The organism is Deinococcus sp. AB2017081, assembly GCF_034440735.1.
Lineage (GTDB): Bacteria > Deinococcota > Deinococci > Deinococcales > Deinococcaceae > Deinococcus > Deinococcus rufus.
The window spans coordinates 930,129-951,837 of the sequence record NZ_CP140098.1 but is presented as its reverse complement, the minus strand read 5'-3'; the positions used below and the strand labels follow the sequence as shown (position 1 = coordinate 951,837).

Sequence of the window (21,709 nt, the reverse complement as noted above, 5' to 3'; positions counted from 1 at the left end):
CGATCAAGCGGGAGTGACGGCCCCCTCGGTCACGGTCAGGCTGGCGTGCGCGAGCAGCAGGCGCTTCTGGCCCACGCCGGGGAAATACACCAGCACCTCGCGCCGCTCGCCCTGGTGGAAGCCCGACAGGAACACGCCCTCGCCGAACTTGGGGTGTTTCAGGCGCAGCGGCGTCTTCGTGTCGACCATGCGCTGGATCTCGCGGCTGGGAATGCCCAGGCGGGCGCTGACCTCGGGCAGCGAGAGGCCGTGCAGGTCGAGCAGTTCCCGCGCCTGGAGGGGCCACGACGGCGGCAGATCCGGCAGGATGTCCGGCGGGACATCAGCACCCGTCTCGGCCTCGGGGGTCACGGTCACGCCCAGCACGCCCTCCAGGAAGGCGCGGGTGGCGTGCTTGTCGGTGGGCCGCCGCTCGCCGCTGGGCAGGAAGGGCGCGAAGCAGCGGGACACCGCGATGCATGCGTAGCAGCCCTCCGGGGCCTTGCAGCACGTCTTGCTGCTCAGGTGCAGGGCGCGGTGCAGCAGGTCGTCCAGCTGCTCGTATGCGCGGCGCGACACGCCCAGGCCGCCCAGCCAGTCGTCGTACAGGTAGAAGTACGTGTCGTGGCCGTCCCGGAACGCGCCCGCGAGGTCGTTCTCGTCGCACGCGACCCGCTCGGGCGTGACCTTCTGGAGCAGATGCTTGAGGGTGTGGGCCACGGCCGTCGGACGTTCCAGCGTGCGGGCATCGATGCCGATCTCCAGCGCGCTCGTGCGGAAGGGCGGCAGCTCGATGGGATCGTCGTACAGGTGCTCGGAGAGGCGGTGATCCTGCATGCGGTCCTGGATGCGGCCCCCGCACTTGGCGCACACGCGCTCGGTCTCGCCCGGCTCGCGGTCGCAGGCCACGCACACGCGCTCGAACACCTGCCGCAGCATCTGATACCCCGTGTAGCGGCGGCGGATGACGACCTCGCCATGCCGGAAGGCCAGCGGGCCGCGCCGCTGCCACTCTCCCATGCCGCGCGGCGTGACGATGGTCGCGTACAGGCCGCGCGTGAACAGGTTCGCCGCGTCGAAGCGCTCCACGAGGATCGCGGTGCCGTCCCGGTGCTTCTCCCAGCGGAGCACCTTGTAGCCCTGCCCGTCCAGCGTGAACACGGCCCCCTCGTGCTTCTCGGTGAAGGCGTAGTGCTGGCTGGGCGACTCCAGCGGCATGTCCAGCGCCGCCACGCCGCGCTTCTCCCAGTCGGCGGCCTCGACCACCACGAACTTCTGGCTGCCCTCGCCGCGCAGGTTCCAGTACTTCTGGGCAGAGACCTCGGGCGCGTGCGGCTCCGGGAGGCCAGCCGAGCGGAATTCCTCGTTGGCCCGCGCGTGGTGCTTGGGCGACAGGTACGGGTTGCCCGACTCCACGACCGCCTTCTCGATGGGGCCGGTCAGCAGATCCAGGAAGTTCCCGGCGTTGCTGTAGAACGCGTCGGCCGGCTGCGGCACCCCCTGCTCGTTCAGGGACGGCAGGTACAGCACCAGCCCCGGCGCGACCCGCCCCGCGCGGCCTGCCATCTGCCGGAAGGCCATGCGCGAGCCGGGATAGCCGTCGATGATCACGACCTCCAGATCCCCGATGTCCACGCCGGCCTCCAGTGCGTTCGTGGCGAACATGACCCCACTCTTGGCGCGGCGGAATTCCGAGAGCCTCCCTTCGCGGTCGCTGGTGCCCGCCATGTACAGGTGCGCGCGGCCCGCGTACTGCGGCTGAGCGCGGTATGTCGAGTACAGCCGCGCCGCCCGCGAGCGTCCCCGGAAGAACGCCAGCACCTTCAGGCCGTGCCGGCTGCTGGCATCCATCACGGCGTTCCAGAAGCGCCGGGGTTGCCCCCGGTGATCCGCGAGGTAGTACAGCTTGCCCGGTTTCGCCGCCCCCGACTCGCTGACCTCGACGGCGTCCACACCCGTCAGCTCCCGCGCGAACTCGGCCGGGTTGCCGATGGTCGCGGTGCTCAGGATCACCTGCGGGGTGGCCCCCAGGGCGCGGGCCAGCTCCAGCACGCGGCGCAGCATCCCGGCGACCTCGGAACCGAAGCCGCCCCGGTAGGTGTGCGCCTCGTCCAGCACGATGAAGCTGAGTTTCGACAGGAACTCGCGCACACGCGGCTGCGTGAGCGACCAGTGCAGCTTGTCGGGTGTGGCGGTGACCATCCGCACCCCCGGCGCGAACACGTCGGCCACCTGCGCCGCGCCGTGGAACGAGCCGATGTCCCACGCAAAGCCCCCGCGCTCGCGGAAGGTCAGCAGCTTGTCGCGCTGGTCCTGCCCCAGCGCCACCAGCGGGTACACGAACAGGGCGGTGGCCTGTGGATCGCGTTCCAGCCGCTCGAACACGCCGGGGAAGAACGCGCCGGTCTTGCCGCTCGCGGTCGGGGTGGTCACGATCACGTGCTGGCCACCGTGCATCAGGCGGTAGACCTCGGCCTGGTGGGCGTACACCCGGTCGAAGCCGAAACCCCGTGCCACGGCCGGCGACCAGCCCAGCTCGCCCACGCCCAGCGTCCGGGCCGGCTGCGGCTCCTCCACGTGCAGCCGCGCCGCGCCGCCGCCCAGCGTGTCCCGCAGGAACCCCTCCAGATGGGCGGTGGGGGAGCGGGCCAGCAGCATGGGTTCAGTGTAGGCGCGTGGCGACGGGAACGCGGGGAAGTTGGGTCACGTTGCGGGGAGGGTCAGCGCACTCTGGCCACGTGCTTCTTCCCGCCAGCCTTACGCTCCAGTTTGCCCTCGCGCATCAGCAGGCCCAGCACCGAGTAGGAGAGGTAGTCCTTCGATCCGCCGCCATAGTCGCTGCGCAGGCCGAGCATGCTGGCCGTCTCGGAGTTGGTGATCCCGCCGGGATTGGCCTGCGCGAGTTCCAGCACGGCGTCCTTGACGAGTGAAAGCCCGACCTGTGCCTTCTCCTTGACGCCGGACGGAACGGTCAACTGTGCACGGGACTTGCCGCCCAGCCCGGCGGGCATGACAGTGTTGGTCAGCAGACCGCCGCTGGCCACCGTGCCGAACGCGGCGATCAGTTCCGCCTCGATCCGTAGCGCCTGTACTTCGGTCAACTCCTCGACCAGCCGCGCAATCAGGATCTGCTGCCCGGCCGCCTGAATCTCCCGGATGCGCTGACCCTTGAGCGTGTCGTCCGGTCGGGCGTCGTGCTCATGCGAGCGGACGCCGGTGCCCTTGCCGATGTAGAACGGCGCGGCGGGCGACGTACGCGGGTCTTTCAGGGCGTACACGTAGTACGAGGCGTCGGTGGTCATGGAGTTGCGCTCAGTGTGCCAGGCGCAGACACTCTCCGTTGCCTCACCCCCGCATCAGGAAGTGTTCGATGATCGCGTGGTGATCCTCGAAGAAGAGTTCGGGGTGGGCCATGGCGTCGCCCAGGGGCATCCACAGAGCCGACTTCTCGCCCAGCACCGGCAGCTGGCCGATCCCCAGGTCGAAGTGGAAGGCGTGCGTGACGGTGCGCCCGCGCAGGCTGCGGCCCGGATAGTCGAAGACCTTCTGACTGCGCAGCTGCGTGTCCAGCGCGATGGCGGGGTTCAGGCCGCTCTCGCCGCGCACCTTGCGCATGGCGCAGTCGAGCAGCGTCTCGGTCTGGCCGACGAAGCCGCCGGGCATGGCCAGCCGCCCCCGCCCCGGCAGCCCGTCGCGCCGGACGAGCAGCACGTGCCCGCTGCGCGTGACGACCCCATCGGCCGTGAGGAAGACCGGGGGAAAGGGAGCGTCCTTCCACGACACGCGGTACTCGCGCAGGTAGTCGTATTCGGCCCTCAGGTCGGCGTACTCGGGGGTGGCGTGGAAGGCCGTCAGGAAGGTGTGGACGGCGGGGGGCACCATACCGCCGACGGCCTCCAGGCGATCCTCGAAGTACGCGGTACGGACATCGGTGGCCGACAGGTCGCTGACGACATGGGTGGGGATGAACTCCCATGCCGGGAACGAGCGCAGGTAGTAGCTGCTCTCGTCCTTGATGTGCCCGATCAATGCGACGTCGGTGCTGCCGCGCGTGTGGGCCTGCACGCCGCGCTGCACCTCGCTGAGCCACAGGGTCTCGTTGTAGAAGTAGTCGCGGACGTGGACGAACAGCACGCGGGGCTTGGGAACGCCTGCCTCTGCCAGCATGGCGGCGATGATGTCCTGACGTTCGTCGGCGGTGAAGGGGTTTTTCGGGGTGCGGGCGGCGCGGGCACTGCCGATCACGACGATGAGTTTCTGCACGCTGCCCAGGGCTTCGAGCATGACCTCCAGATGCGCGGTGTGGGGGGGCTCGAAGCGGCCGATGTAGACGCCGAAGGTGCGGCGACGGCGTGGCGCTGGCGCAGGGCCGGTCATGACTCTCATTTTCAACCGACACAACCCTGAACATCATGAGAGCTGCCTTCAGGTGGCGGCCGGTGGCGGCCGTCACAAGAGAGGACAAAGGCGTACAGATCCGCGCCCACCACCGGCCACCGCACACTGGACGAAATGACGGACATCAAGCATGCCGGACAGCAGCTCCAGGGACACGTGCAGGCCGCCACCCGGCACGCGGCACCGGGCCTGGAGGCGCTGGCCCGCTTCGGGTACGCCAGCAAGGGCGTGGTCTACGGCATGCTGGGCATCCTGGCCCTCGGGGTGGCGCTGGGACGCGGGGGCGCGACGACCGACACCAAGGGCGCACTCCTGCGCCTGGATGACCTGCCCGCCGGTCACGCCCTGATGTGGCTGCTGGTGGTCGGACTGATCGGCTACGCCGTGTGGCAGCTGCTGCGGGCCGCGCTCGATCCCGAACACCAGGGCACCGGGGGCAAGGGCATCCTGAAGCGCAGCGGCTACCTGCTGAGCGGCGTGGCGAACATCGCGCTGGCGGTCTTCGCGGCCCAGCTCGCGTCGAGCGGCACGGCCGCCCGCGACCAGAACAGCGAGGCCCAGGCAGCCGGGCAGGTCATGGCGCTGCCGGGCGGTCAGGTGCTGCTCGCGCTGGCGGGCGTGGCGCTGCTGGGCCTGGCGGGCAGCCAGCTGTACACCGCCTACGGCGCGAAATTCATGAAGCGCATGGCCTTTACCGATATCGGGGCACGCTACGGGCAGACCCTGACCCGCGTGGGCCAGGTCGGCATCGCCTCACGCGCCGTCCTGATGACGATCATCGGGGTCTTCGCGCTGCTGGCCGCGTGGCGCGGCTCGGCGGGCACCGCCGTCGGGATCTCCGAGGCGCTGACGTGGCTGCGGGGCCAGCCCGCCGGGAACGTCCTGCTGGGGATCGTGGCCCTGGGGACGCTGTGCTACGGCGCGTGGTGTGTCGTGCAGGCCGTCTACCGCCGCATTCGGGTCGAGGGCTGAGCACGGGACTCATGAAACAATGCCGGCATGACGTCCGGGGCTGACAGCAAACGGCAGGTCGCGCTGATCGCGCACGACAAGAAGAAGCTGGAACTCGCCATGTTCGCCCTGGGCCACCGGGACGTGCTGCGCCAGTTCCATCTGGTCGCCACCGGCACCACGGGGGGCATCCTGGCCAAGCAGACGGGGCTGGAGGTCGAGCGGGTGCTGTCCGGCCCGCTGGGCGGCGACCAGCAGATCGGCGCCAGGCTGGCCGAGGAGCGCGTCCTGGCCGTGTTCTTCTTCCGCGACCCGCTGACGGCCCAGCCGCACGAGCCGGACGTGAGCGCCCTGGTGCGCCTGTGCGACGTGCACGACATCCCCCTGGCGACCAACCCGGCCAGCGCCGAGGCGCTGATGCTGTGGCTGCGCCAGCAGGGCGTGAACTGACCCGCAGGGGAACTCAGCGGGCGACGACGGCGGCATAGACCTCGGGCACACCGGAGCCCAGCACGACCTCCTGACACGCGTTCAGCGTGGCCCCGGTGGTGAGCACGTCGTCGACGATCAACACGGCGCCCGGCGGGAGCACGCCTGGGCGCAGCGCGAAGGCGCCGTCCATGTGATCGCGCTGCGCGGCATGCTGTTTCGCCTGCTGCCCGGTGGCGCGGGTGCGGATCAGGGCGTCCACACACGGCACCCCCAGCTGCACGGCCACCACGCTGCCCAGCAGCGCCGCCTGGTTGAAGCCCCGCTGCCGCTGGCGCGAGGCGTGCAGCGGCACCGGCACCACCGCACGCACATTCCAGTCCTGCGGGACTCCGGCTGCGAGCGCCTCGCCCAGCACGCCCGCCAGATCCCGCGCCCCGCCGAATTTCAGGGCGCGCACGGCGCGGCGGTGCACGCCCCGGTACTCGCCCAGGGTGATCAGGTGCGGCTGCGCCCGGCCACGCAGGGGGCTGTGGCTGTCGACACGGGGCCGCAGGCCCGCCCGGCACGCCGGGCACAGCCCCCGCTCGGCGCCCAGTTGCGCGCCGCAGCCGGGGCAGGGTTGCGGCAGCAGGCGGCGCAGCCAGCCTGACAGCGTGGCCGCCGGGTCAGCCACGCGCGGCCAGCTCGTCCAGAAACAGGGGCGGGCGGGTCGCCTCGATGCGCCGGAAGGTGTCGGTCAGGCCGTCGGGATCGAGCATCGGCGCCGCCAGCGTGAAACACGCCAGGAAGTGGGTACACACCCGCCGCACCCCGGCCTCGCCCAGCCGGGTACGTTCTGTGTGGGTCAGGAGGGCCGCGAATGCGCCGGGATCGCCCAGCGCCGGGTGACTGCCCTCGCGGATGGCGGCCCGCAGGAAGGCCGCGACCTCGGCCGGGTTCAGCCAGAAGCCGAACATGAGTTCGTCCGACAGGGTGTCCAGGCGGCGCATCTGGGCGGCGTCCATGCCCCGCGTGATCAGGGAGCGGGCCAGGGTCTGGCGCTCCAGGCGGCGGCCCGCGTACTGCGCGAGCGTGAGCTGCGCGCCCGGCGGCGCGACCCGGCCCCCGACGGCGCGGCGCAGCCGGTACGCGAGCACGTAGCCCTGGTACTCGTCCAGCAGCCCGTCCACGCTGGTCATGGCCGCAGTCTATCCAGTGGGGGGTGCCGCCGTGGCCCACGTGGCATTCACGCCCGGTTCACCGGCACGGTGCAGGGTGGGGACACGCGGGACAATCCGGAGACTGACCGCCCTTACACTGGCCGCACATCCCCGCGTTCAAGGAGAAGGCCCCTATGCAGTTGCTCAGGCACGCCCAGCATTTCGAATACCGTTCCCAGGGTGGTCTGGACCGTCACGGCCGCATGGACGTGTGGACGGACGACCAGGGCACGCGGGCCGTGCTGGTGCTGCGGGACGTGCCGCTGGCGGACGCGCCCCGTGCCCTGCGGATGCTCAGCGAACAGTGGCTGCCGTATCTGCTGCCCGCCGCGCTGGACGTCCTCGTGCTGGTCATCCACGACCCCGAGGACGGCAGCAAGGCCCGTGCCCGAGTGTTCCCCCTGAACGCCGCCTGACCACCTATTCCAGGATGTACTTCACGCCCTGCTCGAAGGCCACCCGGGCAGTGTCGCCGCGCGGCAGCACGGCGTTGCGCCGCCACGGTACCCAGTCGGTGCGGCCGTCCGCGCTGCGCAGGAAGCCGCGCACGCCCACCTCGACGTAGCGGGCGGCTGACAGCAGCAGGGCGTCCAGGCTGGCCCGCACCGCGTCCGGATCGCCCAGGGGGCCGGTCACACGGGCCGAGGGCACAGGGGCGCCGGTCGCCGCGTCGTCCCCCGCTGGCAGGGCGCGGGTGGGCGACGCGTGTGGGGCATACAGTTCCACCCTCAGCCCGTCCAGCACGCTCAGCGCCGCACGGGCCTGCGCCGCGGGCAGCGGCTGGACAAAGGCGATGTGGAGATCCAGTTCAAAGCCCCGGACACCCTTCTCGGGCGGGAGTGGCAGGTCGGCAGTCATGGCCGCAGTGTAGTGACCCGGCGCCGGAGGAAACGTCCCGGCCCGCCCCCCAGGGCAGTGTGCTCCCACACGCCAGCAGGAACAGGGGTCTCGTAGAGTGGAGCGATGGCAGCCCAGCGCGGACACCCGGAACCGTGGATCGCGGCGGTCCCAGGCCTTCCGCAGGAATTCACGCCGCCGCAGCTCCGGGAACAGTTGCGGCGGCGCATCTACGTGGCCGCGTTATGGCTGGGGCTGGTCGTGCTGGCGCTGCTGTGGCTGGTCGGGAGCACCCGCCCGCAGTCCACGGGTCTTCAGGCATCGGTCAATGCCCTCCTGATGGGCACGTGCGTGCTGGCCCTGTGGTGGCTGCGGACGGACCGCCCCCTGCAGCCGATCGAGCGCACGCTGTATGCCGCGAACACGGTGGCCGCCCTGGTGCAGTTCAGCCTGACCCGCACGGGCACCGTGTCCGACGCGGCCCTGCTGATCGCGAGCACGCACCTGCTCCTGATCGCCAATGCCATCGTGGGATACCTGGCCTTCCGCGTCCGTGAGGGGGCACTGTTCAGCCTGGGCAGTTACGCGCTGGCCGTGGCGATCTGCACGTGGGGCCTGTCCACCCGCCCCGATTCCGGGCTGATGCTGACCGCGGTGCGGCTGCATGTCTCGGTGGCCACCCTGCTGCTGCTGGTCTATGCCCTGGCGTGGTACCGCAGCTCCTACCTGAAGATCTCCGTGGAGCACGAACTCCTCGCGCGGCAGGCGCTCACCGATCCGCTGACCGGCCTGCCGAACCGGCACGCCACCTATGCCGCCATCGAGCAGCTGCTCGCGCAGTTCCGGCAGGGCCAGCCGGGCAGCGTGATCCTGCTGGACGTCGATCATTTCAAGGCCGTGAACGACACCTATGGCCACCCCGCAGGCGACCGCGTGCTGATCTCGCTGGCCGACACGCTGCGGGCGCACGTGGACGCGGCCCACACCCCCGGCCGCTGGGGCGGTGAGGAATTCATCCTGGTGCTTCCCGGCGTGGATGTCGCGCAGGCGACCGGTCTTGCGGAGCGCCTGCGGACACATCTGCACACGACACCACACCCGGACGTGGGCACCGTGACCGCGAGTTTCGGCGTCACGGCGCCCGTCCCTGGCGACGACCTGGCCCGCCTGACCGCCCGCGCCGATCAGGCGCTGTACCGGGCCAAGAGTGCAGGGCGCAACCGGGTCGAGATCCACCACGCGTCGGAACCGCTGCCGGCGCTGGAGGCGCCGGGCTGACCCGCCGGCCAGCGCTTCAGCGAACCGGTGTGCCCAGCGTGTCGCGGCCGCCCAGGTAGGGGCGCAGGGCCTGTGGCACCCGGATGGTGCCGTCGCGCTGCTGGTGATTTTCCAGGAAGGGCACCAGGATGCGCGGCGTGGCGATCCCGGTGTTGTTCAGGGTGTGCGCGTACACCAGTCTGCCGTCCTGATCGCGGTAGCGCAGGCCGGTGCGGCGCGCCTGCCAGTCGCCCAGGTACGAGCACGAGTGCGTCTCGCGGTAGACCTGCTCGCTGGGCACCCAGGTCTCGATGTCGTACATGAGCACCTTGCCCGCGCCCATGTCGCCGGTACAGTTCTGCACGACGCGGTACGGCAGTTCCAGGGCCGAGAGCAGCGCCTCGGCGTTCCCCAGGATGGTGCCAAACCAGCGCAGGGCCTCCTGCTCGTCGGCGTGGCAGATCACGTACTGCTCGACCTTGCGGAACTCATGCACGCGGATCAGGCCCCGCACGTCCCGGCCCGCCGACCCGGCCTCGCGGCGGAACGCGCCGCTGATCGCCGCGAAGGTCATCGGGAGCTGCTCGTGCGTGAGCTGCTCGCCGGCATACAGGCTGTTCACGGGCACCTCGGCGGTGCCGGCCAGCATCAGCTCGTCGCCCTCGAGCTTGTACACGCTCTCCTCGTCGCCGGGGAAATGTCCGGAATTCACCAGCGTCTCGGGACGCACCAGCGCGGTCGTGCTGAGCGGCGTGAAGCCCCGGCCCGCCAGGAAGGCCATGGCGAACATCTGCACGGCCATTTCCAGCAGCGCGCCGTCGCCCTTCAGCAGGTAGCTGCGGCTGCCCGACACGCGGGCCACGCGCTCGAAGTCGCTCCAGCCCTGGCGCTCCAGCAGCTCGACCTGATCCAGCGGCGTGAAGTCGAAGGTGGGCAGCACCCCCTCGCGGCGCAGCTCGACGTTCTCGGTGTCGTCGCGGCCGACCGGCACGCTGGCGTGGGGGATGTTCGGCACGCGCAGCAGCAGTTGCCGCAGCTGTTCCTCGTGGGCCCGCAGCGACGGCTCCAGCCCCTTGATCTCCTCGGACAGATCCTTGCCCGTCTGGATCAGCGCGGGCCGCTCCTCGGGCGTGGCGCGGGGCACCAGCTTCGCGTTGGCGTTGCGCTCGGTCTGGAGCGCCTCGACGCGCTGCTTGACGCCCAGCAGCTCGCGGTCGAGGGCCAGCAGGTCATCGAGGTCGAGGGGCACGCCCTTGACGCGGATGGCCTCTTTCACGGCTCCGGCGTTCTCGCGGATGAACTTGAGATCGAGCATCACAGCTCCCAGGGACGCGTCAGCGTGGGCAAGATAAGTGAGGGGCCGCCCCCGAACGTGTGGCCAGTCATCAGTCGGCCTCGACGGTGCGGGGCACGCGCACCGAACCGTCCTGCATCTCGGGGGCCAGGGCCTCCAGCACGGCGCGGGGGAAGACCTCGCCGGGCACGTCGTCGCGCAGCACGTTCACCAGGGACACGGGGCGCTGCATCTCCTCCACGCCGTCCACGTCCACCTCGTTCAGGAGTTCAAAGTACCCGAGGATGCGGCCCAGATCCGTCTGCATGTCCGCCCGCTCCTCGGGGGTGAGTTGCAGCCGGGCCAGGGCAGCGAGGTGGTCGATCTGCGCCGCGTCAATCATGACGGGAAGTATAGGGTTCACAGCGCGGCTCTCAGGGCGCACGGAAGCCGAAGCGGCCCTCCACCCGCCCCGGCCCGGACAGCGGGATCGTGAAAGTGCCGCTGAATTCACGGTTCAGCCAGCGGGTGTAGGAGGTCAGATTCGATGCCCCGGCGTACGAGCCGGGCGTGGGGGCCGCGACGGTCAGCACGGCGCTGACCACATGCTCGTCGGTGGTGCCGCCCTCGGGGTCAGGACGGTGCACGGTGCGCAGCAGGACGGTCAGCGTGGCGCGGGCGTCGTCGCTGGGGCACGAGAACTGCATGTCGTCACCGATCACCACCTCGGCCCCGCCCTGCGCGGCCGGGTCGCACCGGAAGGCGAACGACCCGGCCGGAGTGGTGGCCGCTGCGCGGAGTTCCCCGGAGCCGCTGGGCACCACCCCCGAACCGCAGGAGACGAGCAGGGCGGCCAGCAGGGGCACCGACAGCAGGCGTGTCATCACGGAAAATCATAGGCGACCGCTCCTGCGGACGGGGCCGCAGATGGGCACGCCGCGCAACTCCGGCGGCCCCCACGGCGTACCCACCACCATGACATCCGTGTTGCGAGTCGCCCTTCCCGTCGCCCTGATCGCCACGTCCACGGGGCAGGCCCAGACCGTCACGCCGGCCCAGGCCCTGACCCGGCTGCTGTCGGCCAGCGAGCTCCAGGCCGAGTGGTTCGCGCCGGAGTTCCTGGCCCAGGTGCCGCTGGCGACCATCGCCGCGCAGCTGAAGTCCCTCGGGGCGGCGTATGGCGCCTTCGTGCGGCTGGAGACCCTTCAGGGCATGCCGCTGGCCGTGTACGAGCGGGGCACGCTGGTCATCACCGCCTCCTCACTGGACGCCCAGGGCCGCCTGACGGGCTTCGGCGCGGTGCCCGGCCCGGCGTCGGCCGCGCCGCAGGCCCCGACGCCGGCACAGCGGGAACAGGCCGCTGCCCTCCTGAAGTCGCTGTTCGAGACCGATCCGGTGGACACCACGCGCTTCAGCGCGGACTTCCTGGCGCAGGTCAGTGCCGCCGACCTGACCGCGCTGTTCCGGAACCTCCGTGCCCAGTACGGCGCGGTGCAGAGGGTGACGGCGACCGACAGCGGGTGGCGGATCACCCTTGAGAAGGGCGAGCTTGACGTGACTTCCTTCGTGGTGGATGCCCAGGGCCTGGTCACGTCGCTGCTCGTGCAGCCGGTGACGGCCACCCCCACCTTCGGGTCGCTGGACGAGGCCCGCGCCGCCTTCGCGGCCCTGCCGGGGCAGGTGAGCCTGCTGGTGCAGCAGGTCGGCGGCCCGGTGCGGACGGAGCTGAACAGCGCCCGCCTGCTGGCGGTCGGCTCGGCCTTCAAGCTCGCCATCCTGGGAGAACTCCAGGCGCAGGTGCAGGCGGGCACGCTGGCCTGGACAGACACCGCGACCCTGACCGACGCAGACAAGAGCCTGCCCAGCGGCACGCTCCAGAACGAGCCCACGGGCCGCGCGTACCCCCTGCGTGATCTGGCCGCCCGGATGATCGCGCAGAGCGACAACACCGCCACGGATCTCCTGCTGCGCACGGTCGGCCGGGCGGGCGTCGAGGCGCGGCTGGGCCAGAGCGCCATGCCCGGCACCCGCGAGGCCTTCGCCCTGAAGAATCCGGCGAACCTGAGCCTGCTGCGGGCCTACCGGGACGCCGGCCTGAACCGCGACGCCCGCCGCGCCGTGCTCGCGCAGGCCGCCGCCGCGCCGTTGCCGAATGTGGGTGTGTTCGCGCCGGGCCGGATCACCGCGCAGGATGTCGAGTGGTTCGTCAGCACCCGCCGCCTGTGCAGCCTGATGGCAGACGTGGCTGCCCTGCCCGAGACGCAGCTGAATCCCGGTGTGGCGCAGCCGGGCGACTTCGCCCGCGCCAGCTTCAAGGGCGGCAGCGAGACCGGCGTGCTGAACCTGACCACCCAGGTCACCACCAAGGCGGGCACGACGTACTGCGTCAGCGCCACGTGGAACCGCCCCCAGGCGCTGGACGAGGGACAGTTCGTGGCCCTGTACGGCGGCGTCCTCAACCTGCTGAAATAGCGGCACCCCCGGACTCTGAGATTCCGTCAGGTGTCCTCACCCGTCGTCAGCTTGTGCGCGTCAGGGTAGAGCCATGAAGCGAGTCCTGTTGACCCTGTCCGTGCTCACCCTGGCCGCCGCGCCCCTGACCGGCGTGGCGACCGCACAGTCGACCACCTCCAGCGCGTTCCCGTCGGGCTATACGCGGGCACAGCTGGACGCCGTGGCCCCGCTGCTGACCGATCTGAAGACCCTGCAGTCCAGCCGCGTGGATCTCGCGCAGGGCCGCGTGGTCGTGGTGGGCCTGTCGGCGGTGGATCGCCTGACCCTGCTGGTACGCCTGCGCCAGGCGAACCTGCCGACCGGCATCGTGGACTATCAGGTGGGTGCCCAGGTGGACACGGGCACGGGCCCGACCGGCACCGCGACCCCAGCACCGGCCCCCGCCGCCCCCACCCTGCCCGCCACGACCACCCTGACGGTCAAGGGCGCCCCGCTGGCTCCCACCCTGCGCCCCGCCCTGAGCGGCCCGACCACGCTCCGCGCCGGTACCGCGACCACGTGGAGCTTCACCCTGGCGAACAGCGGCCGGAGCCCTGTGACCCTGTCGCATGGGGCATGCGACGTGCGCTTCGAGGTCATCAGCGCGGCCGGCGAGATCGTGCGGCCCGATCCCAAGGACACCCTGTGCACCATGCAGCTCGTGAACACCACGGTCGGCGCGGGCGAGTCCAGCGAGGTGCAGAAGGTGCGCTGGGACGGCCGGGGCGCGGGCGGCCAGGTGCTGCCGGCCGGCACGTATACCCTGCGGGCCGTGTTCGTCGGTGCGGGCGCGTACAGCCCCCCGGCCACGATGACGGTCACCCTCACGAACTGAATCCTGCGTTCAGATCGGGCCGCTCCCACGTGGGCACGGCCCGATCCGCCTTTTGCCGGATGCAACGTTTCATGATCATGGGGCGTAATCAGGGGCATGAGTGATGCCCCCGGCCCACTGACCCCACCCGACTCGGTGCTCAAGGCTCCGGACGCCGTGCCGGGCGTGCAGCCGCAGCAGGCTCCGGAGATGGTGCCGCTGTCCGACGACGACCGCGCCCGCCTGGACACCATGGCCCGCGCGTTTGCCGAGGACGTGCTGAACGCGGGCACCCACACCCCGGAGTTCAAGCGCAAGCTCGACGCCGTGCACGATCTGGGCCTGCCCGAGCAGCGGGCCGCCGCGCAGAGTTCAAATCGCATGCTCGACCGCCCCCTGCGGGCCACCCGCGTGGGCGCGCTGGCCGAGGGCAGCGACATCCTGAAAGGTCTGACCGAGCTGCGCCGCACCGTGGAGGGCCTCGACCCCAGCCGCACCCCCACGCCCCGGCGCTTCCTGGGCATGCTGCCCGGCGGCAAGAAGGTTCAGAACCACATGGACAAGTACCAGAGCGCCCAGAGCCACCTGAACGGCATTCTGGAGGCGCTGTACCGGGGCCAGGACGAGTTGCGCCGCGACAACGCCACCATCGAGACCGAGAAGGTGCACCTGTGGGAGACCATGCAGAAGCTCCGGCAGTACGCCCACGTGGGCAAGGCGGTCGATGAGGCCCTGACTGGCCGCCTGGCGGTACTCCAGATGACCGACCCGGAAAAGGCCCGCATGGTCAGCGAGGAACTGCTGTTCGCCGTGCGCCAGCGCGTGACCGACCTGCTGACCCAGCTCGCCGTCAGCATCCAGGGCTACCTGGCGCTGGATCTGGTGCGCCGCAACAATCTGGAACTCATCAAGGGGGTCGACCGGGCCACCACCACCACTGTCAGCGCCCTGAAGACGGCCCTGATGGTCTCACAGGCGTTGGGCACGCAGCAGGCCGTACTGGGGCAGGTCACGGCCCTGAACGACACGACCGGCCGCATGATCGGCAGCACAGCGAAGCTCCTGCGCGAGCAGTCCACCGAGATCCAGCGGCAGGCGGGCAGCGCCACCGTCGATCCGCAGATCATCCAGAATGCCTTCCGCGAGGTGTACGGCGCGCTCGACGCCATCAGCTCGTACCGGCAGCAGGCACTGGAACGCTTCAAGGACACCATGCAGGTGCTCGACAGGGAGGTCGGGCAGGCACAGACGTATCTGGATCGCGAGCGCCAGCAGGTCTCACGGGAACTCGCGCAGGATCTGAACGTGACGCCGCAGGGCGAACTGAAGATCTGAGGCCGGACTCAGTTGAGTTCGCGGCATCCAAGACCCCTCACCCTTCCGCCCTCGGCGCTCCTCCCTCCCTCTCCCCTGGGGAGGCTCGCAGAGCTGCGAAGCAGAGGGCTGGGGTGAGGGGTCTCCGGCTCACGACGCTGCCATGCCCTGGAATCAACTGAATCCCGTATGCGCTAGACGCTGGTTCGATCCGTGCTGCGTGGGTCGTCCAGACCGGCTGTGTCGTAGCGGGGATCATCTGCGACACTGGCCCGCCACGGCCGCGCCTTCGCGAGGGCGATGTCCAGTTCCGGCGCACTCCGGTCAAGGGTGCTCACGACGACGCCCTGCACGCCGGGCACCTCGGCCGCGACCTCGCCGCGCGGATCGATCAGGGCTGAACGGAACAGGTGGTCGGTCTCGGTGACGCTGGACACGCTGATCCAGACGTTGTGGATGGCCGCGTGGGCACGCGCCTTGACGAGGAAGATGCGGTCGACCGGATAGGTGCTGAGCAGCAGGGCGTCCACGCCCAGCCGGTCGTACTCCATGAACAGCGCCGGGAAGTTGATCTCGACGCAGATCACGCAGCCGAAGCGCCAGCCGTCCACCTCGAACACGGTGGGCGCGTGGCCGGGGGTATAGAAGCGCGTGACCTCGGTGTACGAGCAGACTCGCTTGTCGTAGCGGGTCACGATGCTTCCCTGATCGGAGATCACATACATGCTGTTGTGCGGCCAGTGCGGCGGCGTCAACGGGTGCGCCGAGCCGAGCACGACCCAGAGCTTCAACGCTGCGGCCAGGGCCATCACCGCCTCCAGTTCCTCCCGCACGACGTCCCAGTCGACCTCGGCCCAGTCCTGGATCGGATTCTTCGCGTAGCCCGAGAGCATGCCCTCCGGAAAGTGGATCAGCCGGGTTCCCCGGGCGGCAGCGTCCCGCATGGCGGCCTGGACATTCCGGCCGTTCACGCGGGCATCCCCGCTGATGGGCAGCTCGCGGTGGCGAGACGGAAGGGTGTCATCCTCCCACTGTACCGATCCCCCTACTCGCGCACGTGCTCGGTGGCGTTGCCGATCAGGGTGGTCACGTGCGCGTCCAGCAGCGAGTAGTACACGGTGCGGCCGACCCGGCGCGACGCGACGACGCGGTGCTCGCGCAGCAGCCGCAGCTGGTGGCTGGTGGCGCTCTCGCTGATCCCGACGACGACCGCCAGGTCGCACACGCACAGCTCGCCGGTGTGCAGGGCGCTCAGGATGCGGAAGCGGGTGGGGTCGGCCACGACCTTGAGCAGGGTGGTGGCGGCGTCCACGGTGACCGCGTCGGGCAGCGCGGCGCGGGCGGTGGCGACGGCTTCGGGGTGGGTGCAGGCCACCTCGCACACGGCCGGGTCGGACGCGGCGGTCACGCGCCCTTCCGGGGCTGCCAGCGCAGCAGCCGCAGGGCGTTGGCGGTCACGATGGCCGTGGCCCCGGTGTCGGCCAGGATCGCCATCCACAGGTTCGTGGTGCCCAGCAGCGTGGTCACCAGGAAGATGGCCTTGAGGCCCAGCGCGAAGGCGATGTTCTGCCGGATGTTGCCCATGGTGGCCCGCGACAGGCCCACGAGTTCCACCACACCCTGCACGCGGGAGCGCAGCAGCGCGGCGTCGGCGGTCTCCAGCGCGACGTTGGTGCCGCCGCCCATGGCGATCCCGACGTCGGCGCGGGCCAGCGCGGGCGCGTCGTTGATGCCGTCCCCGACCATGGCGACGGGGCCGGGCAGCCCCGCAATGATCCGCAGTTTGTCCTCCGGGAGCAGCCCGGCGCGGACGTCGATGTCCAGCGGCGCGGCGACGGCGTGAGCAGTGCGAGCATTGTCGCCCGTGAGCATGACCGTGCCGATGCCCAGGGCACGCAGCGCGGCGACGGCCGACGCGGCGTCCCCGCGCAGTTCGTCCCGCAGGGCGAGCAGCCCCAGCGCCCGCGTGTCGTCGTGCAGGATGACCACCGTGTGCCCGGTGGCCTCCAGATCGGTGATGTCGTCGTCCAGGCCGGTCAGCGGCACCAGACTGGCCGCGTGCGTGGGCGCACTGACGTACACGGGGCGGCCCTCCACGGTCGCGGTCACGCCCCGTCCGGGCACGGCGCGGGCGTCGGTGGCGGCGGGCACCGTCAGACCGGCAGCGCGGGCGGCGTCCGTCACGGCGCGGGCCAGCGGGTGGCTGCTGCCGGATTCCACGGCGGCGGCGAGGCGCAGCACCTCGGATTCGGGGAGCTCCAGGCCGCGCACCTGGGTCACGGCCGGGTGGCCGGCGGTCAGGGTGCCGGTCTTGTCGAAGGCCACGGTCTTCACGCCCCCGACGGCCTCCAGGGCTGCGCCGCCCTTGACGAGCAGACCCCGGCGGGTGCCCGCGCTGACGGCGCTGGTCACGGCGGCCGGGACGGACAGCACCAGCGCACACGGGCAGCCGATCAGCAGCAGCGCCAGCCCCCGGTACAGCCACTCGTGCCACGGCTGACCCAGCAGCAGCGGCGGCACCACGGCCACCAGCGCCGAGACCAGCACCACGCCCGGCGTGTACACGCGGCTGAAGCGGTCGATGAATCGGGCCGTGGGGGCGCGGCTCGCCTCGGCTTCCTCGACCATGTGGATGATCCGGGCAATCGTGTTGTCGGCGGCCGTCCGCTCGACCTGCACGTGCAGCACACCGTCGGCATTGATGCTCCCGGCGTAGACCGTATCGCCCACGGCCTTCACGACCGGCACGCTCTCGCCGGTCACGGGGCTGTCGTCCACGCTGGACATGCCGCTCAGCACCCGCCCGTCGGCGGGCACCCGTGCGCCGGGATTGACCTGCACCGTCTGCCCGACCTGAAGCGTATCCGCGCCGACTTCGTGCGTGTGTTCCCCGTGGACGAGCAGCGCCGTGCGGGGCGCGAGGGCCGCCAGCGCGTGGATCCCCGCCCGCGCCCGGCCTGCCGCGACGCCCTCCAGGAGTTCGCCCACCGTGAACAGGAACACGACCACCGCCCCCTCGGCCGCCTCGCCGATCAGCACCGCGCCGATGGCGGCCAGGGTGACCAGCGTGTTGATACTGAAGGGCTCGCCCAGCCGGGCACTGGCCCACGCGCGGCGGGCCAGCGGCACCGTGCCGACCAGCGTGGCCGCGATATACGCGGCGGTCGATGTGGCTGGGGCCAGGAAGCCCAGCACCCACGCAGCCAGCAGCAAGGCTCCACTCAGGACGACCAGGCGGCCGGCGGGCGTGGCGTACCACGCGCGGCCCGGTACCGTCGGTGCGGCCAGATCCCCGGCCCGCGGGGTGGGGGGTGTGGTCTGCACCACCTGGAGGGTCGGAACATAGCCCAGTGCCCGCAGATTGCCCTCCAGCGCCTCGCGCGGTGTGCGGGTCTCGTCCAGGGCCAGCCGCAGGGTCTGCTGCGTGAAACTGGTCTGCACGTCGCCGGCACCGGGCAGGCGGCCGACCATGGCCTCGACCTTGCGGACGCAGCTGGCGCAGTCCATGCCGTCTACAACGTAGGTGAGCGGTACGGAGGCGGGATCAGCCATGCCCCATGATACCTGAGCAGTCGCTCAGATGACAGGGTTCAATGCCCACGCCTTCAGAATCCGGTCAGCCAGCATTAACGCCTGTCTCAGCGAGTGCGCCCCGCGCCGGTCAGCCTTCTCAGGACGGTCTGGTCACATTTTCCGCACCAGCACACCGACTTGGGCCGTCCACCGGGTGCCCACTGAAACTAAACGAATCGTGGCAGGGCCTTTCACGTTCCAGTAACGGTCATTGGGCCACAGTGGGGACGATCAACCGATCAGGTCTGCATCCACAGCCCGCCCTCTCTCGTAAAGGCTCGGTATCCTCATGCTGCAATCCAACACTGTTCGCCGTTCCACCCTCGCCGTCCTCGCCGCCACCCTGACCGTGGGCATGGTCGCCTGTGGCAAGAGCACCCCTGCCAACGCCGTCACGGCCGTCGCCGTTGCCGCAGTCAGCACCGACAACCAGATGACTGTCGGTGAAACCGCGACTGCGACTGCGAACGTCACCGCCACCGGAACGGCGGCCAAGACCGTCACGTGGAGCACCAGTGCTCCTGCCGTTGCCAGCATCAACAGCTCCACCGGCGCGATCGTCGCCCTGACCGTCGGTACGACCACCATCACCGCGAAGTCCACCTTCGACGCCACCAAGACCGCCAGCATCACGCTGAAGGTTGTCGCGGGCGGAACCACCACCACCCCCACCCCGGCCTTCAACGTGCGCTTCGGGACGGCCGCCGCCACAGCCGCCACCGGCTTCACCAACGACACGGGCGCGGCCTTCAACGGCACCAGCGGCTGGATCACCGAAGCGACCGCCAAGGCCACCACGAAGGCTCCTCTTGACATGACCACTGCCGGACGGTTCCGCGATCCCCTCGGAGTGGACAAGGCCAACATCGTCCAGGGCCTCAAGCCCGAACAGTACGGCATGATCCTGATGGACTGCGGCAGCTGCAGCGCCAGCACCCAGAAGGGGCCGGCTGCGTGGGAGTACAAGGTCAACAGCGGGAAGTACGACGTGATCGTCAGCGTCGGTGACGCCGACAAGCGCAACATCGACAGCACCCACCTGATCAACGTCGAGGGCGTGAGTGTGGTGCCCTCCACGGCCGCCACGGCGGGCTCGGTCAAGGAATACACCAAGGCCTCCATCTCGGTGACCGACGGCTTCCTGACGGTGGACTCGATCGGTGGCACGAACACCAAGATCAACTACATCAAGGTCGTGCCCTCCGCCGTTCAGTAATCCCTTCAACGAGCAGCGCCCCCATCTCCGGGGGCGCTGTTTCGTTTCCAGTGTGCGGCGACTCTGCCTCTACCCGCCCCTGGCCTCGACCTCGGCCTGCCTGTCGCTCCACTGCTGCATCTTCTGCTCCAGCCGGACTTCCACGTCGTGGGCGGCCTGACCCAGCGCGGCGTAGTCGGCTCCCTCGCCGGCGCTGCCCAGGGCCGTGTGGGCGGCGTCCAGTTCGGCCTCCAGGGCGGCGACCTCGGCCTCCAGGGCCTCGACCTCGCGTTTCAGGTGCCACAGGCCCTTGCCCTTCGGAGCAGGCGCTGCGGCCTGGGGACGGGGCGCGGCGGCGGTCGCCTCAGCCTGGAGCTGGGCGGCCGTCTTGTGCTTCGCCTTGTAGTCCTCCCAGCCGGGGTACTCGTAGAACTGACCGTCCTCAATCAGCCAGATGCGGTCGGCCAGCCCCTCGATGAACGCGCGGTCGTGGCTCACCATCATCAGGGTGCCGTCAAAGTCGTCCAGGGCCGCCTCCAGGCTCTCGACCATCTCCATGTCGAGGTGGTTGGTGGGCTCGTCGAGCACCAGCAGGTTGTGATCCTCCTGGGCGAGTTTCAGCAGGGCCAGCCGCGCCCGCTCGCCGCCGGACAGGATGCGGGCGGGCTTGTCGTGCTGGTCGTAGGGGAACATGAAGGTGCCGAGCAGGTCATGGGCCTGGGCATCCTTCTGCACGTACTCTCGGGCCACGTCGTAGAGGGTCTGCGAGGGCTCGACGCCGCGCAGCGCCTGGTCGTAGTACCCGACCGTGACCCGCGCCCCGGTGAGCACCCGGCCACGTGGGTCGTCGCTGTGGTCGATCCCCAGCAGCGCCCGCAGCAGCGTGGTCTTGCCCGCCCCGTTGCGCCCGATGATGGCGATGCGCTCGCCCCGGCGCACCTGCACGCTGAGGTTCTCGAACAGGGTGCGGCCCTCCACGCGGCGGGTGATGTGCCGGGCGTCGAGGACGACCTCGCCGCTCTCGGGGGCGTGGAAGACGATGCGGGTGGCCCGCTGCTCGGCGGGCGGCGCGGCGGTGGCGCGGGCCTGCATCCGGTCGACCCGCGCCTGCATGGCCTTGGCGCGGCGGGCGAGCTTGCTCATGCCCAGGCCCCAGATCTTCATGCGGTCGGCGCTGGCCTGCAGGGACGCGACCTGCCGCGACTCGATGGCGTGCCGCGCGGCCTGCTGCTCCAGTTCGGCGGCCAGGGTTTCGCGGAAGGTGGTGTAGTTACCGGCATACACCCGCAGGCCGCCGCCCCGCAGGTACGCGGTCTCGTTGGTCACGGCATCCAGGAAAGTGCGGTCGTGGCTGATCAGCAGCACCGCGCCGGGGTAGCGGGCCAGGAAGGTTTCCAGCCACTCGACCATGACGATATCGAGGTGGTTGGTCGGCTCGTCGAGCAGCAGCACGTCGGGGTTCTCGACGAGCAGCGCGGCCAGCCCCAGGCGGGTGCGCTCGCCGCCGGACAGGCTGCCCACGTCGGTCTGTTCGCGGCCCCGGAAGCCGAAGGCCAGCGTGACGGCGTCCTTGCGGCTGCGGCGCTCGAACCCGCCCCGGCGCTGGTAGTGCTCCAGCACGGCCTCGTGGTGCAGGATGCTCTCGGGGGTGCCGACGTGCATGGCCTCGGCGGCGGCGTGCAGCTCGGCCTCCAGCTGGTCGAGGTCGTGGAAGGCGGCGTCGAGCACCGAATCGACGGTCGCGCCGGGCGGAAAGGTCGGATCCTGCTGCAACGCCCGGACACGGACACCAGGGAAGCGGCGCACCGTGCCCCCATCGGGGGTAAGACTCCCGGTCAGCAAGCGGAACAGCGTGGTTTTTCCGGCCCCGTTGCGGCCCACCAGACCCACGCGGTCGCCCGGCTGGACAGCAAAAGTGACGTCTTCGAGCACGCTGAGCGGCCCATATTCTTTATTGGCGTCCTGCACGGCAACAAGCACGCCCCCAAGTATAC

General features: G+C 70.5%; 21 protein-coding genes. 8 read left to right on the top strand and 13 right to left on the bottom strand.

Features of this window, described 5'->3' with window-relative positions; all coding sequences use genetic code 11:
• Positions 1 to 3: 3 nt before the first annotated feature.
• The 3 genes from U2P90_RS04635 to U2P90_RS04625 form a co-directional block, all read right to left on the bottom strand.
• Entirely contained in the window at positions 4 to 2,637 is a 2,634-nt protein-coding gene (locus U2P90_RS04635; RefSeq protein ID WP_322473996.1) for a DEAD/DEAH box helicase, read from the bottom strand.
• Between the two features lie 62 nt (positions 2,638 to 2,699).
• Positions 2,700 to 3,281 carry a GIY-YIG nuclease family protein gene (locus U2P90_RS04630; protein ID WP_295816665.1) on the bottom strand — a complete coding sequence of 194 codons (582 nt, stop codon included), beginning with the start codon at positions 3,279 to 3,281 and terminating at the stop codon, positions 2,700 to 2,702.
• Positions 3,282 to 3,324: 43 nt separating this feature from the next.
• A complete protein-coding gene (locus tag U2P90_RS04625; protein ID WP_322473995.1) occupies positions 3,325 to 4,356 on the bottom strand; it encodes a bifunctional nicotinamide-nucleotide adenylyltransferase/Nudix hydroxylase in 1,032 nt (343 codons plus the stop codon).
• A gap of 135 nt (positions 4,357 to 4,491) precedes the next feature.
• On the opposite strand from U2P90_RS04625, the gene U2P90_RS04620 reads away from it, so the two are divergent.
• Positions 4,492 to 5,349, top strand: coding sequence for a DUF1206 domain-containing protein (locus U2P90_RS04620; RefSeq protein WP_322473994.1), 858 nt, complete (start codon positions 4,492 to 4,494; stop codon positions 5,347 to 5,349).
• A 27-nt stretch (positions 5,350 to 5,376) separates the two neighbouring features.
• Complete coding sequence (locus tag U2P90_RS04615) at positions 5,377 to 5,778, top strand: methylglyoxal synthase (protein ID WP_322473993.1); 402 nt, start codon at positions 5,377 to 5,379, stop codon at positions 5,776 to 5,778.
• 13 nt (positions 5,779 to 5,791) lie between these two features.
• Here U2P90_RS04615 and U2P90_RS04610 read toward each other — a convergent pair whose 3' ends face one another.
• Both U2P90_RS04610 and U2P90_RS04605 read right to left on the bottom strand, forming a co-directional pair.
• Positions 5,792 to 6,433 (bottom strand): ComF family protein, encoded by a 642-nt coding sequence (locus U2P90_RS04610; RefSeq protein WP_322473992.1) that lies wholly within the window; start codon positions 6,431 to 6,433, stop codon positions 5,792 to 5,794.
• Positions 6,426 to 6,938: a hypothetical protein gene (locus tag U2P90_RS04605; RefSeq protein ID WP_322473991.1), complete on the bottom strand. Its 513-nt coding sequence runs from the start codon at positions 6,936 to 6,938 to the stop codon at positions 6,426 to 6,428. The genes U2P90_RS04610 and U2P90_RS04605 overlap by 8 nt, the downstream gene beginning before the upstream one ends.
• Before the next feature lie 155 nt (positions 6,939 to 7,093).
• Between U2P90_RS04605 and U2P90_RS04600 the strand changes: the two genes are divergently transcribed.
• A complete protein-coding gene (locus U2P90_RS04600) occupies positions 7,094 to 7,375 on the top strand; it encodes a hypothetical protein (RefSeq protein WP_295816676.1) in 282 nt (93 codons plus the stop codon).
• A gap of 4 nt (positions 7,376 to 7,379) precedes the next feature.
• Here the strand turns inward: U2P90_RS04600 and U2P90_RS04595 are convergent, their stop codons facing one another.
• Entirely contained in the window at positions 7,380 to 7,817 is a 438-nt protein-coding gene (locus tag U2P90_RS04595; protein ID WP_295816678.1) for a hypothetical protein, read from the bottom strand.
• 105 nt (positions 7,818 to 7,922) lie between these two features.
• Here U2P90_RS04595 and U2P90_RS04590 point away from each other — a divergent pair, with 105 nt between their 5' ends.
• On the top strand, positions 7,923 to 9,074 hold the full coding sequence (locus tag U2P90_RS04590) for a GGDEF domain-containing protein (RefSeq protein WP_322473990.1): 1,152 nt from the start codon (positions 7,923 to 7,925) through the stop codon (positions 9,072 to 9,074).
• A 16-nt stretch (positions 9,075 to 9,090) separates the two neighbouring features.
• Here U2P90_RS04590 and serS read toward each other — a convergent pair whose 3' ends face one another.
• The 3 genes from serS to U2P90_RS04575 all read right to left on the bottom strand — a co-directional run bounded on the left by serS (position 9,091) and on the right by U2P90_RS04575 (position 11,210).
• Complete coding sequence (serS, locus tag U2P90_RS04585; RefSeq protein ID WP_322473989.1) at positions 9,091 to 10,368, bottom strand: serine--tRNA ligase; 1,278 nt, start codon at positions 10,366 to 10,368, stop codon at positions 9,091 to 9,093.
• Between the two features lie 70 nt (positions 10,369 to 10,438).
• The gene (gatC, locus tag U2P90_RS04580; protein ID WP_322473988.1) at positions 10,439 to 10,729 is read right to left on the bottom strand and encodes an Asp-tRNA(Asn)/Glu-tRNA(Gln) amidotransferase subunit GatC; all 291 of its coding nucleotides are present in this window, start codon (positions 10,727 to 10,729) and stop codon (positions 10,439 to 10,441) included.
• 31 nt (positions 10,730 to 10,760) lie between these two features.
• The gene (locus U2P90_RS04575) at positions 10,761 to 11,210 is read right to left on the bottom strand and encodes a hypothetical protein (protein WP_322473987.1); all 450 of its coding nucleotides are present in this window, start codon (positions 11,208 to 11,210) and stop codon (positions 10,761 to 10,763) included.
• A gap of 91 nt (positions 11,211 to 11,301) precedes the next feature.
• On the opposite strand from U2P90_RS04575, the gene U2P90_RS04570 reads away from it, so the two are divergent.
• The 3 genes from U2P90_RS04570 to U2P90_RS04560 all read left to right on the top strand — a co-directional run bounded on the left by U2P90_RS04570 (position 11,302) and on the right by U2P90_RS04560 (position 14,968).
• The gene (locus tag U2P90_RS04570; RefSeq protein ID WP_322473986.1) at positions 11,302 to 12,798 is read left to right on the top strand and encodes a serine hydrolase; all 1,497 of its coding nucleotides are present in this window, start codon (positions 11,302 to 11,304) and stop codon (positions 12,796 to 12,798) included.
• A gap of 73 nt (positions 12,799 to 12,871) precedes the next feature.
• Positions 12,872 to 13,654, top strand: coding sequence for a BsuPI-related putative proteinase inhibitor (locus tag U2P90_RS04565; protein WP_322473985.1), 783 nt, complete (start codon positions 12,872 to 12,874; stop codon positions 13,652 to 13,654).
• 96 nt (positions 13,655 to 13,750) lie between these two features.
• Positions 13,751 to 14,968, top strand: coding sequence for a toxic anion resistance protein (locus tag U2P90_RS04560; RefSeq protein WP_322473984.1), 1,218 nt, complete (start codon positions 13,751 to 13,753; stop codon positions 14,966 to 14,968).
• 173 nt (positions 14,969 to 15,141) lie between these two features.
• Here U2P90_RS04560 and U2P90_RS04555 read toward each other — a convergent pair whose 3' ends face one another.
• From U2P90_RS04555 to U2P90_RS04545, 3 genes are all read right to left on the bottom strand, one after another.
• Positions 15,142 to 15,918, bottom strand: coding sequence for a carbon-nitrogen hydrolase family protein (locus U2P90_RS04555; RefSeq protein WP_322473983.1), 777 nt, complete (start codon positions 15,916 to 15,918; stop codon positions 15,142 to 15,144).
• Between the two features lie 74 nt (positions 15,919 to 15,992).
• The gene (locus U2P90_RS04550) at positions 15,993 to 16,355 is read right to left on the bottom strand and encodes an ArsR/SmtB family transcription factor (protein WP_322473982.1); all 363 of its coding nucleotides are present in this window, start codon (positions 16,353 to 16,355) and stop codon (positions 15,993 to 15,995) included.
• A complete protein-coding gene (locus U2P90_RS04545) occupies positions 16,352 to 18,499 on the bottom strand; it encodes a heavy metal translocating P-type ATPase (RefSeq protein WP_322473981.1) in 2,148 nt (715 codons plus the stop codon). The genes U2P90_RS04550 and U2P90_RS04545 overlap by 4 nt, the downstream gene beginning before the upstream one ends.
• 310 nt (positions 18,500 to 18,809) lie before the next feature.
• Here U2P90_RS04545 and U2P90_RS04540 point away from each other — a divergent pair, with 310 nt between their 5' ends.
• Positions 18,810 to 19,736, top strand: coding sequence for a hypothetical protein (locus U2P90_RS04540; RefSeq protein WP_322473980.1), 927 nt, complete (start codon positions 18,810 to 18,812; stop codon positions 19,734 to 19,736).
• 69 nt (positions 19,737 to 19,805) lie between these two features.
• Here the strand turns inward: U2P90_RS04540 and abc-f are convergent, their stop codons facing one another.
• Positions 19,806 to 21,695, bottom strand: coding sequence for a ribosomal protection-like ABC-F family protein (gene abc-f / locus U2P90_RS04535; RefSeq protein WP_322473979.1), 1,890 nt, complete (start codon positions 21,693 to 21,695; stop codon positions 19,806 to 19,808).
• Positions 21,696 to 21,709 lie beyond the last annotated feature (14 nt).

What these genes read in the sequence shown, in the direction of transcription:
- U2P90_RS04590 (WP_322473990.1), top strand. Translation starts at nt 7,923, where the DNA reads ATGGCAGCCCAGCGCGGACACCCGGAACCGTGGATCGCGGCGGTCCCA.
- gatC (WP_322473988.1), bottom strand. Translation starts at nt 10,729, where the DNA reads ATGATTGACGCGGCGCAGATCGACCACCTCGCTGCCCTGGCCCGGCTG.
- U2P90_RS04575 (WP_322473987.1), bottom strand. Translation starts at nt 11,210, where the DNA reads ATGACACGCCTGCTGTCGGTGCCCCTGCTGGCCGCCCTGCTCGTCTCC.
- U2P90_RS04605 (WP_322473991.1), bottom strand. Translation starts at nt 6,938, where the DNA reads ATGACCAGCGTGGACGGGCTGCTGGACGAGTACCAGGGCTACGTGCTC.
- U2P90_RS04625 (WP_322473995.1), bottom strand. Translation starts at nt 4,356, where the DNA reads ATGACCGGCCCTGCGCCAGCGCCACGCCGTCGCCGCACCTTCGGCGTC.
- U2P90_RS04595 (WP_295816678.1), bottom strand. Translation starts at nt 7,817, where the DNA reads ATGACTGCCGACCTGCCACTCCCGCCCGAGAAGGGTGTCCGGGGCTTT.
- serS (WP_322473989.1), bottom strand. Translation starts at nt 10,368, where the DNA reads ATGCTCGATCTCAAGTTCATCCGCGAGAACGCCGGAGCCGTGAAAGAG.
- U2P90_RS04635 (WP_322473996.1), bottom strand. Translation starts at nt 2,637, where the DNA reads ATGCTGCTGGCCCGCTCCCCCACCGCCCATCTGGAGGGGTTCCTGCGG.
- U2P90_RS04620 (WP_322473994.1), top strand. Translation starts at nt 4,492, where the DNA reads ATGACGGACATCAAGCATGCCGGACAGCAGCTCCAGGGACACGTGCAG.
- U2P90_RS04545 (WP_322473981.1), bottom strand. Translation starts at nt 18,499, where the DNA reads ATGGCTGATCCCGCCTCCGTACCGCTCACCTACGTTGTAGACGGCATG.
- U2P90_RS04565 (WP_322473985.1), top strand. Translation starts at nt 12,872, where the DNA reads ATGAAGCGAGTCCTGTTGACCCTGTCCGTGCTCACCCTGGCCGCCGCG.
- U2P90_RS04540 (WP_322473980.1), top strand. Translation starts at nt 18,810, where the DNA reads ATGCTGCAATCCAACACTGTTCGCCGTTCCACCCTCGCCGTCCTCGCC.
- U2P90_RS04570 (WP_322473986.1), top strand. Translation starts at nt 11,302, where the DNA reads ATGACATCCGTGTTGCGAGTCGCCCTTCCCGTCGCCCTGATCGCCACG.
- U2P90_RS04615 (WP_322473993.1), top strand. Translation starts at nt 5,377, where the DNA reads ATGACGTCCGGGGCTGACAGCAAACGGCAGGTCGCGCTGATCGCGCAC.
- U2P90_RS04560 (WP_322473984.1), top strand. Translation starts at nt 13,751, where the DNA reads ATGAGTGATGCCCCCGGCCCACTGACCCCACCCGACTCGGTGCTCAAG.
- U2P90_RS04630 (WP_295816665.1), bottom strand. Translation starts at nt 3,281, where the DNA reads ATGACCACCGACGCCTCGTACTACGTGTACGCCCTGAAAGACCCGCGT.
- U2P90_RS04600 (WP_295816676.1), top strand. Translation starts at nt 7,094, where the DNA reads ATGCAGTTGCTCAGGCACGCCCAGCATTTCGAATACCGTTCCCAGGGT.